Here is a 13,732-nt window from a genome sequence, read left to right as displayed (position 1 = left end):
CATGAACAAGCCCACTCCCGCCCCTTTCAGCCAGCTACCGCTGCCGCCCGCGATGCTGGCCAACCTCACGCAGCTCGGCTATCTGGAGATGACGCCGATCCAGGCCGCCAGCCTGCCGATCGCGCTCGCCGGCCAGGATCTGATCGCGCAGGCGAAGACCGGCAGCGGCAAGACAGCCGCCTTCTCGCTCGCGCTGCTCGCGCGCCTCGACGTGCGCAACTTCGCCGTGCAGTCGATGGTGCTTTGCCCGACGCGCGAACTCGCCGACCAGGTCACGCAGGAAATCCGCCGCCTCGCGCGCGCCGAAGAAAACATCAAGGTGCTGACGCTGTGCGGCGGCACGCCGATGCGTCCGCAAACGGCGAGCCTCGAACACGGCGCGCATATCGTCGTCGGCACGCCGGGACGGATCATGGATCACCTGGAACGCGGCAGCCTCGATCTGAAGGCGCTGAACACGCTCGTGCTCGATGAAGCGGACCGCATGCTCGACATGGGTTTCTTCGACGACATCGCGACGGTTGCCCGTCAGTGCCCGAAAGAGCGTCAGACGCTGCTGTTTTCCGCGACCTATCCGGAAGGGATCGGCAAGCTGAGCCAGCAATTCCTGCGTAACCCGAAGGACGTGAAGCTCGAAGAGCGTCATGACGACAGCAAGATTCGCCAGCGCTTCTACGAAGTGACCGAGAACGACCGGCTGCATACCGTCGGCCTGCTGCTGAACCACTACCGGCCGGTCAGCACGATCGCGTTCTGCAACACGAAGCAGCAATGCCGCGATCTGCTCGACGTGCTGCGCGCGCAGGGTTTTCACGCGCTCGCGCTGCACGGAGAACTCGACCAGCGCGAACGCGATCAGGTGCTGATCCAGTTCGCGAACCGCAGCTGTTCGGTGCTGGTCGCAACCGATGTGGCGGCGCGCGGCCTCGATATCGCGCAGCTTGAAGCGGTGATCAACGTCGATGTCACGCCGGATCCGGAAGTGCACGTGCACCGCATCGGCCGCACGGGGCGTGTTGATCAGGAAGGCTGGGCGCTCAGTCTCGCGAGCATGAACGAGATGGGACGCGTCGGCAGCATCGAGCAGGCGAAGGGCCGCGAGGTTGAGTGGCATCAGGTGTCGGAACTGAAATCTGCGAGCAACGAGCCGCTTCTGCCGCCGATGGAAACGCTGCAGATTCTGGGCGGCCGCAAGGAAAAGATCCGTCCGGGCGACGTGCTCGGCGCGCTGACCGGCGATGCGGGCTTCGCCGGCTCGCAGATCGGCAAGATCAACGTAACGGAATTTTCTACCTATGTGGCGATCGAGCGCGGCGTCGCGAAGGATGCGCTCCGCAAGCTCAACGCCGGCAAGGTGAAGGGCAAGAAGGTCAAAGTGCGGATGATGGACGAAGAGTAAGCCCATCATGGCGCTCGGCCCCGCCATGAGGTAAACGCATGGCGTGCATGACAAACTTTCGATTGTGGCGGTGTATTGGTTGATGCTTAATCGGCAACAACAAGATGGGATCGCCGTGCGAAGCGCGACCCGTCGATATGCTGTCCGATGGAGAAAACCCTCATGCAGAGCGCCTTTCAAGCCCGCTCGAAATTGCCCGACGTGGGCACGACGATCTTTACCGTCATCGGCCAGCTGGCCGCCGAACACAACGCGCTGAACCTGTCGCAGGGCGCACCGAATTTCGCCCCTGACCCGAAGCTCGTCGAAGGCGTCGCAGAAGCCATGCGCGCCGGTCATAACCAGTACGCGCCGATGGCGGGCATCGGCGCGCTGCGCGAAGCGCTGTCGAACAAGGTCGAGCAGCTGTACGGCGTGCACTACGACCCGTTGAGCGAAGTCACCGTCCTTGCAAGTGCCAGCGAAGGCCTCTATTCGGCGATCAGCGCGCTCGTGCATCCCGGCGACGAGGTGATCTACTTCGAGCCGTCGTTCGACAGCTACGCGCCGATCGTGCGGCTGCAAGGCGCAACGCCGGTACCGATCAAGCTGTCGCTTGAACACTTCCGCGTGGACTGGGACGAAGTCGCCGCCGCGATCACGCCGAAGACGCGCATGATCATCACCAACACGCCGCACAATCCGACCGCGACCGTTTTCAGCGCAGCCGACATCGAGCGCCTGCGAGCCGTTACGCGCAACACGGATATCGTGATCCTCTCCGATGAAGTGTACGAACACGTCGTGTTCGATGGCGCGAAGCATCACAGCATGGCGTGCTATCAGGATCTCGCTGAACGTAGCGTGATCGTATCGTCGTTCGGCAAGTCGTATCACGTGACAGGCTGGCGCGTCGGCTACTGCCTCGCGCCCGCTGCGCTGATGGACGAGATCCGCAAGGTGCACCAGTTCATGGTGTTCTCCGCCGATACGCCGATGCAATACGCGTTCGCCGAAGCGCTGGCGCACAAGGAAAGCTATCTCGGGCTGTCGGCGTTCTATCAGCAGAAACGTGATCTTCTGAAGAAAGCGTTGAGCGAATCGCGCTTCGAATTGCTGCCGAGCGAAGGGAGCTTCTTCATGCTCGCACGCTTCCGCGGGTTCTCCGACGAAAGCGATAACGACTTCGTACTGCGCCTGATTCGCGATGCGCAGGTCGCGACGATTCCGCTGTCCGCGTTCTACACCGACGGCACCGATTCCGGCCTGATCCGCCTGAGCTTCGCGAAGGATGACGGGACGCTGCGCGAAGGCGCACGCCGTCTCTGTTCGATCTGAGGAGCGTGCGATGAGCGAGATGGAAAAGACGTTGACCGCCGCCGTCGTGCAGATGAGCAGCACCGACGATGTCGCGTACAACCTGGAGCAGGCGCATCACTGGGTGACCGAGGCGGCGCGCGCGGGCGCGACGCTCGTGTGTCTGCCGGAATACTTCTGCTGGATTGGTAACGGCGAAGCGCAACGTGTCGCGCTCGCCGAGCCCTTCGGCGATGGCCCGATCCAGCACGCGCTCGCACAACTCGCGCGCGAAACGGGTACGTGGCTGATCGGCGGCACGGTGCCGATCCGTCCCGAGAGCGGTCCGCAGGCGGGTACGCATGCGTACAACACGTCGCTGCTGTTTGATCCGACGGGCGAGTGCCGTTCGCGTTACGACAAGATCCATCTGTTCAGCTTCAGTCAGGGCGCCGAACAGCACGCCGAAGGCGACACGATGGTCGGTGGCGACAGCGTCGGCACGGCGCAAGGGCCATTCGGCAATCTGCGGCTTTCGGTCTGCTACGACCTGCGCTTTCCCGAGTTGTATCGTGCAGGACCCGCTGCGGACGTCATCGCTGTGCCTGCCGCGTTCACGCATACGACGGGACTCGCGCATTGGGAACTGCTGCTGCGCACACGTGCCGTCGAGAATCAGGCCTACGTGCTCGCTTCCGGCCAGTGCGGCACGCATCCGAATGGATGGCGGACTTTTGGTCACAGTATGATCATCGGACCATGGGGCGAGGTGCTCGCAAGACACGATGACGAGCCTGGCTTCGCGATTGCGACGCTTGGATCGTCGGTGCTCGATGCCGTGCGCGAGCGTCTGCCGGTTCTGACACACAAGCGCATCGCGACGCCGTCTGATGTCTCACCACATTAACCCAATAAAAGGAAAGGAGATCAACCATGAAGTTGCTCAGGAACCTGCTGGCGATCGCGTGTGCGTTCGCATCGGTGTCGGCTATCGCGGCCGATGCGACGACGTTGCGCTACGGTCTGGAAGCACAATATCCGCCGTTCGAATCGAAGGGTGCGAATGGTGAACTACAGGGCTTCGATATCGACGTTGGCAACGCAGTCTGCGCGACCGCACATCTGAAGTGCTCGTGGGTCGAGACATCGTTCGATGGTTTGATTCCCGCGCTGCAGGGCCGCAAGTTCGACGCGATCAACTCGGCGATGAACGCGACGGAGAAGCGTCGTCAGGCGATCGATTTCACGAACATCATCTACCGTGTGCCGACGCAACTGATCGCGCACAACGGCAGCGGCCTGCTGCCGACGCCGGAATCGCTGAAGGGCAAACGTGTCGGCGTGTTGCAGGCTTCGATTCAGGAGACGTACGCAAAGGCGCATTGGGAAGCGGCGGGCGTGAACGTCGTGCCGTATCAGGACCAGAATCAGGTCTATGCGGATCTGCAGTCGGGTCGTCTGGATGCGACGCTGGTGCTCGCGCCGGCGGGTCAGACGGGCTTCCTGTCGCGTCCGGATGGCAAGGACTTCTCGTTCGTCGGCCAACCTGTGCGTGATGACAAGATTCTTGGCAGTGGGATTGCGTTCGGCATCCGCAAGGGTGACGAGGCGCTGAAGAAGCAGCTCGATGCGGCGATTGCGAAGGTGCAGGCCGATGGTACGGTGAAGACGCTGGCGCAGAAGTATTTCGGCAATATCGACGTATCGCCGAAGTGAGGGCTTGATCGGGTCAGCGGCGGCTGTTGACATGTGCAACGGTTCGCCGCGCCTGTAACTGTTCAAACGCGTCGACGATGCGCTCCACGAACCTGTTCTTGTGGGCCAGCGGACCGTCGTCTGCCTCACGATGAACCAGCATGGTCGCGTTGGCTTCGAATACGAACACGCGGCCGTCGGGCAGCAGCGTAAAGTCAATGCCGCCGTAGTCGAGGTCGAGACGCCGACCGATTGCGGCAATCGCGTTCATCGCCCGTTTTCCCAGCGCGCTGCCGCTGTCTTCCAGGAAGCGGCGTTCCTCGTCGATCTTCCAGCCCGCCGTGATCATCTCCGCAGAAAAATAATGCACGATCCAGTGCGATGAAATCGCGAGATGGTAGGGGAACGGCGCCCTGTCGACAAACACGGTTCGGTACTTGCGAAAGTAGCCGTCCGCGCTGCGGAAGTCGTGGAACGTCGTCACGTACTGGGGCGCGTCGAGCTCTTCGAGCGCGGACCACAGCGCGTCGATCGACGTATGCAGCGTCAACCCCTCACCGCCATGTTTCGCAAGCGGACGCGTCAGAACGGGAAAGTCGATGCCTTCGCTGACGAGCCGGCTTGCCAGTATGTCGATCGACCCCGGCATCTGATCGAGCAGGATGCATCGCGCGACTACCACGTCGTCCAGGTTCGCGAGAAGTTCGGGCAGGCGATTCCGCCGTGTGCGTGCTATCGCTTGTGGCGGGTTGAGTAGCGGGCGTCCGCATCGCTGCGCGAAACGTTCGAGACGGGGCGCGAGCGGCTCCGCGATGTCCGGTTCGCCGATTGCGTTGAAGACCAGATCGAACGGCGGCAACTGGTCGTCTTCCGCGTCGGCGGCGTAGTCGATCGCATACTTGATGCGGTAACTCGTGGTGAACGGAAGCAGGGTGTCGAACGGGACATTGCCCGCGGCGTTGCCGGTGCACAGGATCAACACCCTGCGCGGCGCATTGTCGGCGGGCTCGATATAGATCCGCTGCAGCCGATAGGCGATCGCCCGATGCGCCTGCGCTTTCGCGGCTTCGCCCGTCGAGTCATAAACGGCGGCGAGATTTTGATGCGCCATCGCGAGATCCGGATCGACGCGCAATGCGATCTCGTACCACCGCTTTGCAGGACCGTGGTCGCCATGCATGTAGTAGACGGTCGCGACGTTAAACAGCGGTATGGCCGTAGCCTGCGCCCATGTCTTCGTCATCTCGAATGTCTCAACCCCGATGCCGTGCGCGAGAAAGCCAGTTTCGTTGCCGGCGTCGCGCATCGCTTCAGACATCGCACGATGCAGCCCGACGTTTAGCGGGTCGGCATCCAGCAGGCGCGCCAGGTCGTCGACAGTCTGGGAAACGGGCGCAGTGTTGCTGGATACAGCCGGTTGCATGGCGCCGGATGCGTCGTCATGAGGTTCCGTTTTATCGTCACCGGTCTCGGGTGGGAGTCGCCATGGCAGGGTTCAAATGCAATGGACAGAGAACGCCGTCAATACGTCGGCAAGCGTCCCGACGGCCTGAGGGGTGACGGCGTTGTACAGCGAGGCCCGCAGGCCGCCAATCGACCGGTGTCCTTCCAGCCCCACCATGCCCTGTTCCCGCGCGGAGACGAGAAACGTATCGTCGAGCCGCGCATCGCCGAATGTGAAGGCGACGTTCATCTGCGAACGCCAGCGACGATCTGCGTGAACGGTGACGCAATCGCCCAGCGCATCGAGCGCGCCATAGAGGCGCCGCGCCTTTCTTTCGTTGATGTCCTGCATGGCCGTCAGACTCCCGATATCGAAGCGCAGCCAGCGGGTAATCAACGTCAGGACATAGATAGCGAATACCGGTGGCGTGTTGTAGTTCGAGCCGTGCGAAATATGGGTGCGAAAGTCGAGGATGGATGGCAGGCCGTTCGGGATCCGCTCGAGAAGGGACCGGTCGATGATCGCGACAGTGACGCCGGCCGGACCGAGGTTTTTCTGCGCATGCGCGTAGATCATCGAAAACACCCCCGGCCGGATGGGCTTAGACAGAAAGTCCGATGACATGTCCGCGACAAGCGGTACGGCGAACGCTTCTTCGCAGGCCGGGAACTGCAGGCCTTCCACTGTTTCATTCGAGACGTAATGCAGGTACGCGGACGGGCGGGCCACGTCCAGCGCGTACAGGTCCGGCAATTGCCGGTAACCGCCGGGACGACCGTCCCATGCGATCCTTATTGTGCGCACTCTGGCTGCTTCCGCCGCCGCCCTCGCGCTCCAGTAACCGGAGCTCACGTATTCGGGCGGCGCACCGGCCCCTGCTGCAAAGTTCATCGGAATCATCGCGAACTGCAGACTGCTGCCGCCCTGAAGAAAGGTGATGGCGTAGTCGTCGGAAATGCCGAGCAGATGACGCAGATTCGATTCGGCTTCGTGCAGGATCGAGTAAAACCAGTCGGACCGGTGACTCATTCCAAGCACCGACAGGCCGGTCTCAGGAAGGGCGGCGATCCCTCGCGAGTCTGCGCGAGGACAGCTTGCGGCAACGCGCCAGGGCCGCCAGAAAAGTTCAGTGAATTCGGTGTCATGTTTCTTTGCAAGACGGTGTTCGGGTCACGCTCCGCATGGTGTTGCGAGCAGGAGTTCGACGTGCTGGCTAAGGTGGTGGGACCAAAAGGCGCACTGACCAGCAATGCGTCCGTGAACGGGAGATCGCCTTTGCTGGGCCTGCACCTGTCCCCTTAAACGAGCAGCATAACGACCGCTCCTTTCCGGACGTTTACCGGGGCGTTACCGCAAATTACGTGCAGTTGGCAGTAGAGAACTGACGTCGGTCATTCGGTGCGAGATGACAGGACCCCAGGCAGCGGGCGCGCGTGGGTCGCTGTTGTTTCGGCTTACGCGCCACGGTGGCAGAAGCACTCGTTCGCGTTGATACAATCCAATGCTGGTTTCCGTCTTCGACAATTTCTTTTCCGCATCGTGATCGCGTAGGGAACCCGGAGGAGGTCAATCATGAAAGACAGCTTGATCGGCGGCCTGATTGTTTTTGGGCTGCTGCCACTTGCGGCGCTCGCCGCCCCGAACTGCGACGATATCAAGAAGGATTGCGTCGAGACCTACAACGCCGGCATGGCGAAGTGCGGAAGCTACGAGGACAGGCGCGGTCAGCTTTGCAGGGCGGATGCGCAGAACCAGTATCTGTCGTGCGTCCAGGCTGGTGGGTGCAAGTGAAGTGACGTTGCGGCAGTCGGCAACGCCCTTCGCTGGTAAATCCACCATCACCCATCCGATGCTGTGACCGGCGTGCATGAGGAGCGACGATGCGCGACGGCCCAGCGACGGAGGGATGCGCGATCAAGTGACGTGCGTAGAGGTTGCCGCCCGGTGTCACGGCGGCTGCTTCGTGTCGACGACAGATTTCCGGCAAAGGCCAGTTTGTGACGCCGCGACACGCTAGCGACAGACGAAAAAAAAGCACCGCGATTGCTCGCAAGTGCTTGATTCTCTACTGCTAAATTCGGTGGTGGGGCGTGAGTGACTCGAACACTCGACCTACGGATTAAGAGTCCGCAAAAGTCGGTGTTGATTGCTGTCGATTGCTACGCATCTCAGCTAAAAAAATCGTTGTAAATCAGGTGTTAAGGGGTATTTGCCAAAAATGTTGTATTGACCCGAGTTGACCAATTTGCCCATAATCGGGTTACATGGCGGTTACATGGAATGGTGTAACCCACTCCCGGCGAGGTGAATGTGGCGAAGGTCAGTTTCACGGCGGCACGTGTCGATGCACACCAGTGCCTGCCGGGCAGTTCTCAGTCTTTCTTGTGGGACAGCCGGGCGCCCGGTCTCGGGCTGCGGGCAACGGCGGCCGGGACGAAGTCGTACATCGTCCAGGGCAAGCTCCACGGCAGAACAGTCCGGGTGACCATTGGCGACCCGCGCAACTGGTCCATCGACAAGGCGCGGGCGGAGGCACACCGCCTGCAGATCCTTCTGGATGCTGGCAAGGATCCGCGCGAGGAACGGGCGGAGCAGCGCGCCGCTGATGAGGTGCGGCGGGCCGAGGCGCGGCGCCGCGATGTGACCTTTGGCGAGGCGTGGGACGCGTACGTCCAAGCCCGCCAGCCGCGCTGGAGCGAGCGACACTACCGCGACCATCTGCAGCATGCCGACGCGGGTGGCCAGCCGAAAAAGCGCGGTACCGGTCGCACTGTGCCCGGTCCGCTGGCCAGCCTGCGTCCACTGAAGCTGGGGAGTCTGACCGGCGAGCACGTCGCGCAGTGGCTCGCAACCGAATCGGTTGCGCGGCCAACGATGGTCGCGCTGTCGTTCCGCCTGCTGCGCGGCTTCATCCGCTGGACGTCCGACATGCCCGCCTATCGCGGCGTGGTTCCGGCGGACGCCTACCGGACGCGCAGCGTGAAAGAACTCGTGCCACGGGTCAAAGCGAAGGAGGGCGACGTGCTGCAACGCGAGCAGTTAGCCGCGTGGTTCAGCGCGGTGCGGCAGATCCGGAATCCGGTCATCTCGGTCTACCTTCAGGCCCTGCTGCTGACGGGGGCACGGCGCGAAGAGATGGCGGCCCTGCGGTGGGCAAATGTGGACTTCCAGTGGCGCAGCCTGAGGATCGCCGACAAGGTGGAGGCGGGCGGCCGCGTGATCCCGCTTCCCCCGTATCTGCACTCACTACTGCGCGAGCTGCAGCGCCTCAACGCGATGCCGCCGGTTGTCGCGCATACCCGGGGCAATACAGCGTGGGAGCCGTCGCCGTGGGTATTCGCGAGCAGGACATCCGCCGATGGCAAGCTGGCCGAGCCGCGCATTGCCCATACCCATGCTCTTTCGGCCGCCGGGTTGCCCCACGTCAGCCTGCACGGCCTGCGCCGCAGCTTTGCGACGCTCAGTGAGTGGGTGGAATGTCCCACCGGTGTGGTTGCGCAGATCCAGGGGCACAAGCCCAGTGCGATCGCCGAGAAGCACTATGTCCGGCGTCCACTGGACCTGCTGCGCAAGTGGCACGACATGATCGAAGCCTGGATGCTCGAACAGGCGGCTATCACCTCTTCGCTGGACGGCGGGGCCAGCCTGCGCGTCGTGAATTGAATGGCGCATCGCGCGCGGCTGTCGCCGGGCGTAACGGACTCGCCATGCTATTCAAGTTCGTTGTCCAGTACGAATTGGCGCAAACGTCTATCTTCATTGCACCTCTTGCGACAGCAACCCGGTGAGCCCGGGCGGCCGACGCTAGCGTGCCCGGGATAGAATCGTCGAGTCTGGTGGCAACCGCCAGGCGCTTCGCGGCGGATGCTGCTCCCGTCCTATAGGGGCGGCAGTCCAGCCCACACGCCAACATATCCAATTCCCGCCGCGCACAGATGGAACAGGTAACCCGATACGCCTATCGTTGTAATGCATGCTGGAACTTTGATGAAGTAGCGGTGGAGAACGGACCGGCCGGACCAACCGGCGCGGTCTGCTCCCACTGCGGCGCATCTGTCACTCCCGTTTCCGTAAACGCCAGAGGCGGCTTCCCGGACCCCTACGTTGTCGCGTGGTGGGATGAAGTCATGCATGCATCTGTCTGGTGGAAGAGCAGGCGCGTCAAGCCCGAGGACGCGGCCAAGGTGCTCTGGCGGATCGACCCACACTCAGGTTCTATTTCTGGGCCGGCGGACCCGGACGCCTATCGCGTCCTCCTGCATGAATTCACGGCCCTGGACGAGAGCGAGCCAGTTCCGCGAACGCTTGCCGACTGGCTCGATATAGCCCGCAAAGCAGGATGGAGCTATGACCCCTGGATGGACCAGTGGCTCATGGCCAAGGAGGATGACGTCGAGCAGCGGCAACCGGAACGCCCAACCGAGAATGGCCCAGTGCCCCTTCCGTCGCCCGTGATTGCGGCCGCGTTTACAGGTTTGAACGAATGGGATTGCAAAGGATGGGCTCGTAACCTGGGAGATCCTCCGAAATGGCTGCTCAAGGCGCGCAGGACTCCTGGCCGCCGAACTCCGACGGGCAGTGCGACGTGGGATCCGGTGAGGATCGCCCTCGAGCTGTTCGATAAGGGGGCGTCGCTGCGGGCGCTGGACTCGGTGTTCGAGCAGAAAAGTCTGCAGCAATGGCGCGGTGAGTGGATCAATAAGAGCGAGTACTTACGGTGACGTCTTACGGTTCATATACGGCGACGCGGCCGCAGACCTGCGCCGCGATTGGACGCCATATACGGCCGTAAAGCAGCGGGGCACCACCGTAGTTCGGGATGGGGTCGTTATCAACACTGCCGAACGGCAGGAAAGGTCGATCCCATGAAATCTTCTCCAATCAACACGACGCGCGAAGTCCTGCCGGGCGTGCTTCCAACGGACGCCGCCGCGGCGGTTCTCAACCGCAAGCCTCAAACGCTGCGGAAATGGGCCAGCCTTGAAAACGGTCCGATCCGCCCGATCCGCATCAATGGCCGTCTTGCCTGGCGTATCGCCGATCTGCAGGCGCTGCTGAACGGAGGCTTGTGCTAATGCCGTCTATTAAGTTCAATTGCCCCAACGGCCCGGGCGCAGCAAACACCAGCCGCGCGACCGAGTTTCACACGTCCGGGAAGATTCTCGCCACGGACGCGCCATGTCTCGACGGCCGCAACGCTGACATTGGTGAGGCGGTCACCTCACTGATGGCTGCCATCCAGCGTGCCCGCGCGCGCCGCGTGTCTATGCCGGACCTCGACGTTGTCGCGCAAGTCCCCGCCGTCTGCATGCGCCGTCTGCTGGCCGTGCATACTGCGGCGCATCGCGTCCGTGGGGAGGTGCTGAATGCAGGCAACTGAACCCACTTGCTTGGCGCATCCTGCCACTGGGGCACGCCGCCCGATCATGGCTTCCATTGGGCAAGGAGACCGTGGCAAGGTGAGCGCGACGAAGATGCTCGACTGGACCGGGGTAAAAGACCTGGTCCGCACAGTGGTGCGCCGCCCGATTCTCCATAGCGACTTCCTGGCGTTGTCCAGCGACAAGCGTCAGGCCGACAAGGCGAAGGATCCGTTCGTCTGCTTTGCGGCATTTGCTGGCAATGTGCGTTCCGGGAACGCGCTTCTCCGCCGTTCTGCACTGGCCCTCGATTTCGACGCCAACGCGCACGCGCTGATGTCCGATCTCGATTGCGCGGTCGAACTCGGTGACTTTGACTACGTTGCACATCCGACCCGTTCTCATACTGCGGAGAATCCGCGCCTGCGGGTGTACATCCCGCTCTCGCGCGATGTGACGCGGGAAGAGCACGCCGTCCTCGTCGGCCTGATCGCGCCGCTGTTCAATGCGAAGCTCGATCAGGGCTCCCGTCAGGCCGAACGCATCATGTACCTGCCGGTGGTCAACGCAGAAGCGCCGGAATACGTGCCTTTCGTTCACGACGGGTCGGGCTACCTGAATCCAGACCACTGGCTTGCGAAGTGTCCTGCTCCCGAGGGCGCAGATATGCCTCCTCGCACTTCGTCGCTGTCCCGCGCAGGCAGCGCGTTGATCGACCCGCTTGAGTTGAAGTACCCGGACGCCTGGTGGACGAAGGAGCGCGTTGAGCGTGAACTGCTGGCGCACTTCGACCCCAGCGACGAGGTATGGGACCGTTCGCGCTGGCTGATCCTCGGGATGATTCTGCATCATCAGGGTGATGGTGGCGACGAGTGGCTCGAACTGTGGGACGCCTGGTCGTCGCGCGATCAACGGGTGGATGGCGACGGTGTCCCGATGTATCAGCCCGGCCTGTGCGAGCAGTTGTGGGAGACCTTCAACGGTAACCGGAAGAATGCGGCGACCATCGGGACGCTCATCAAGTGGGTGCGGGATGCGCAAAAAAAGGCTCAGCCCGTGGCCCGGCCAGCTGGTTCCCGCTTTGTGATCCGCTCGGCGGACGAACTGCTGAATGCGCCGCCATTGCCGTGGCTGATCCGCGGTGTTGTGCCGCGCAATGGGCTCGTGTCGGTATTCGGCGCATCGGGCTCCGGCAAGTCCTTTCTCGTGCTGGACCTCGCCTGCGCCGTCGCAAGCGGCGAGCCAAACTGGTTCGACTACTCGGTCAAGCAACAAAGCGCCGTGATCTACTGCGTGCTGGAGGGCGAGGGGGGAATTGGGAAGCGCCTCGCTGCCTGGAAACAGCACACCAGAAAGCCGGTGCCCAAGGAACTCAAGTTCGTGACCCAGCCGTTCAATTTGCTGGCGGGTCAACAGGAAATCATGGAACTCGCTCGGGCGATCCAGGATGCGGGCGGCCACGGCGGCCTCGTGATCTTGGACACGTTGAGCCGCGCTGTACCGGGCGCTGACGAAAACTCCTCGGTCGACATGAGTAACATCGTCGCCGCTGCGAACACCCTGCAGGATGTACTGGGCGGAGTGGTCATGCTGGTGCATCACACTGGTAAGGACGCCAGCAAGGGCCTGCGTGGCCATTCGAGCCTGCACGCGGCGCTGGACGCGGCGATCGAAGTCTGCGCGACCAGTACCAAGCGTGAGTGGCGCGTAGCCAAATCGAAGGATGACGTCAGCGGACTTTGTCATCCGTTCGGCCTGACGGTCGTCGATCTGGGCCAGGAGGATGAAGGCGATGCGATCACCAGCTGTGTGGTCGAACGCAGTGGCGCTGCGGCGCGAACTTGCGGCGAGGCTCCCCGCGGCAAGAACCAGATGAAGGTGTATGACGCCATCACTGCCTTGTTTGCAGATGGCTTCAGAACGGAAGTCGACTCCGACGGCAATCAGTATGTCGACATGAACGTGGCTGTTGAAGTTGCCGGAGGGACCCTGTCGTGCGAGCCACGACGCAAGAAGACGATGGCAAGCACAGTCATCCATGCTTTGCATGAAAAGGACATTTTCCGCGTGGTTGATGGCCGCCTTTACCGCGCCTGATCCTGACAATAAAGACAAAAAGAGCCCATTTTTTGTATTTTTTTTCGCAGGACATAAGACACAAAAGACACACCCCCTTAGGAAAGGGGGTGTTTGTGTCCTTAGTTGTTGTTGGCTCTAGGCTCGTACCTATACACGCGGGCGGTGTTGGTGGAATCGAGCTGAAGGTAGCCGAGCGATTGGGGCAACTCCGACGAGCGCCCCATGGGAGGCCGGCGGTCGCATCACAGCCGAACCCGTGACGAGGCGGGGCAATGGTGCATCGGGCTGTCAATATGTGGGCTACTAACAGATGGACTGCTGTCAAGTGTGTCCGGGCAGGCGATGACCTATGGAGCGTAGTTGGGCAGTCCGAACGCGCACCGAATGCTGCACGCACCTCAAGCGTTGACTATCCCTATTCCTCCAGCGGAGGTGCTGCAGGTCGCGAACGCATACAGCTATCGCGCGCGCGCGTGAGTC

At 62.2% G+C, this 13,732-nt stretch carries 11 protein-coding genes, 1 tRNA gene and 1 pseudogene; 10 read left to right on the top strand and 3 right to left on the bottom strand.

What is annotated here, in order from left to right; genetic code table 11:
- The first annotated feature begins 1 nt into the window (after position 1).
- The 4 genes from dbpA to P3T21_RS06735 all read left to right on the top strand — a co-directional run bounded on the left by dbpA (position 2) and on the right by P3T21_RS06735 (position 4,390).
- Complete coding sequence (gene dbpA / locus P3T21_RS06750) at positions 2 to 1,399, top strand: ATP-dependent RNA helicase DbpA (RefSeq protein WP_429255130.1); 1,398 nt, start codon at positions 2 to 4, stop codon at positions 1,397 to 1,399.
- 162 nt (positions 1,400 to 1,561) lie between these two features.
- Positions 1,562 to 2,716 carry a pyridoxal phosphate-dependent aminotransferase gene (locus P3T21_RS06745; protein ID WP_429255129.1) on the top strand — a complete coding sequence of 385 codons (1,155 nt, stop codon included), beginning with the start codon at positions 1,562 to 1,564 and terminating at the stop codon, positions 2,714 to 2,716.
- A 10-nt stretch (positions 2,717 to 2,726) separates the two neighbouring features.
- The gene (locus P3T21_RS06740; RefSeq protein ID WP_429255128.1) at positions 2,727 to 3,581 is read left to right on the top strand and encodes a carbon-nitrogen hydrolase family protein; all 855 of its coding nucleotides are present in this window, start codon (positions 2,727 to 2,729) and stop codon (positions 3,579 to 3,581) included.
- Positions 3,582 to 3,607: 26 nt separating this feature from the next.
- Positions 3,608 to 4,390 carry an ABC transporter substrate-binding protein gene (locus P3T21_RS06735; RefSeq protein ID WP_429255127.1) on the top strand — a complete coding sequence of 261 codons (783 nt, stop codon included), beginning with the start codon at positions 3,608 to 3,610 and terminating at the stop codon, positions 4,388 to 4,390.
- A gap of 13 nt (positions 4,391 to 4,403) precedes the next feature.
- Here P3T21_RS06735 and P3T21_RS06730 read toward each other — a convergent pair whose 3' ends face one another.
- Positions 4,404 to 5,792 (bottom strand): hypothetical protein, encoded by a 1,389-nt coding sequence (locus P3T21_RS06730; protein WP_429255126.1) that lies wholly within the window; start codon positions 5,790 to 5,792, stop codon positions 4,404 to 4,406.
- A 72-nt stretch (positions 5,793 to 5,864) separates the two neighbouring features.
- Positions 5,865 to 6,958 (bottom strand): annotated as a pseudogene (serC, locus tag P3T21_RS06725) (3-phosphoserine/phosphohydroxythreonine transaminase).
- A 427-nt stretch (positions 6,959 to 7,385) separates the two neighbouring features.
- Between serC and P3T21_RS06720 the strand changes: the two are divergent.
- Complete coding sequence (locus P3T21_RS06720; RefSeq protein ID WP_429255125.1) at positions 7,386 to 7,604, top strand: hypothetical protein; 219 nt, start codon at positions 7,386 to 7,388, stop codon at positions 7,602 to 7,604.
- Between the two features lie 290 nt (positions 7,605 to 7,894).
- On the opposite strand, the gene P3T21_RS06715 is transcribed toward P3T21_RS06720, so the two are convergent.
- Positions 7,895 to 8,064, bottom strand: a tRNA-Ser gene (locus P3T21_RS06715).
- Between the two features lie 59 nt (positions 8,065 to 8,123).
- Here P3T21_RS06715 and P3T21_RS06710 point away from each other — a divergent pair.
- The 5 genes from P3T21_RS06710 (at position 8,124) to P3T21_RS06690 (ending at position 13,270) form a co-directional block, all read left to right on the top strand.
- Entirely contained in the window at positions 8,124 to 9,476 is a 1,353-nt protein-coding gene (locus P3T21_RS06710; RefSeq protein WP_429255124.1) for a tyrosine-type recombinase/integrase, read from the top strand.
- Positions 9,477 to 9,748: 272 nt separating this feature from the next.
- Positions 9,749 to 10,534 carry a hypothetical protein gene (locus P3T21_RS06705; RefSeq protein WP_429255123.1) on the top strand — a complete coding sequence of 262 codons (786 nt, stop codon included), beginning with the start codon at positions 9,749 to 9,751 and terminating at the stop codon, positions 10,532 to 10,534.
- A gap of 144 nt (positions 10,535 to 10,678) precedes the next feature.
- Complete coding sequence (locus P3T21_RS06700) at positions 10,679 to 10,888, top strand: DNA-binding protein (RefSeq protein ID WP_429255122.1); 210 nt, start codon at positions 10,679 to 10,681, stop codon at positions 10,886 to 10,888.
- Positions 10,888 to 11,193 carry a hypothetical protein gene (locus P3T21_RS06695; RefSeq protein WP_429255121.1) on the top strand — a complete coding sequence of 102 codons (306 nt, stop codon included), beginning with the start codon at positions 10,888 to 10,890 and terminating at the stop codon, positions 11,191 to 11,193. Before P3T21_RS06700 ends, P3T21_RS06695 begins: the two co-directional genes overlap by 1 nt.
- 79 nt (positions 11,194 to 11,272) lie before the next feature.
- Positions 11,273 to 13,270, top strand: coding sequence for an AAA family ATPase (locus P3T21_RS06690; protein WP_429255120.1), 1,998 nt, complete (start codon positions 11,273 to 11,275; stop codon positions 13,268 to 13,270).
- Positions 13,271 to 13,732 lie beyond the last annotated feature (462 nt).

The organism is Paraburkholderia sp. GAS334, from assembly GCF_050436625.1.
Lineage (GTDB): Bacteria > Pseudomonadota > Gammaproteobacteria > Burkholderiales > Burkholderiaceae > Paraburkholderia.
Note: the sequence above shows the minus strand (reverse complement) of the source record. Positions and strands in the feature narration are given on the sequence as shown.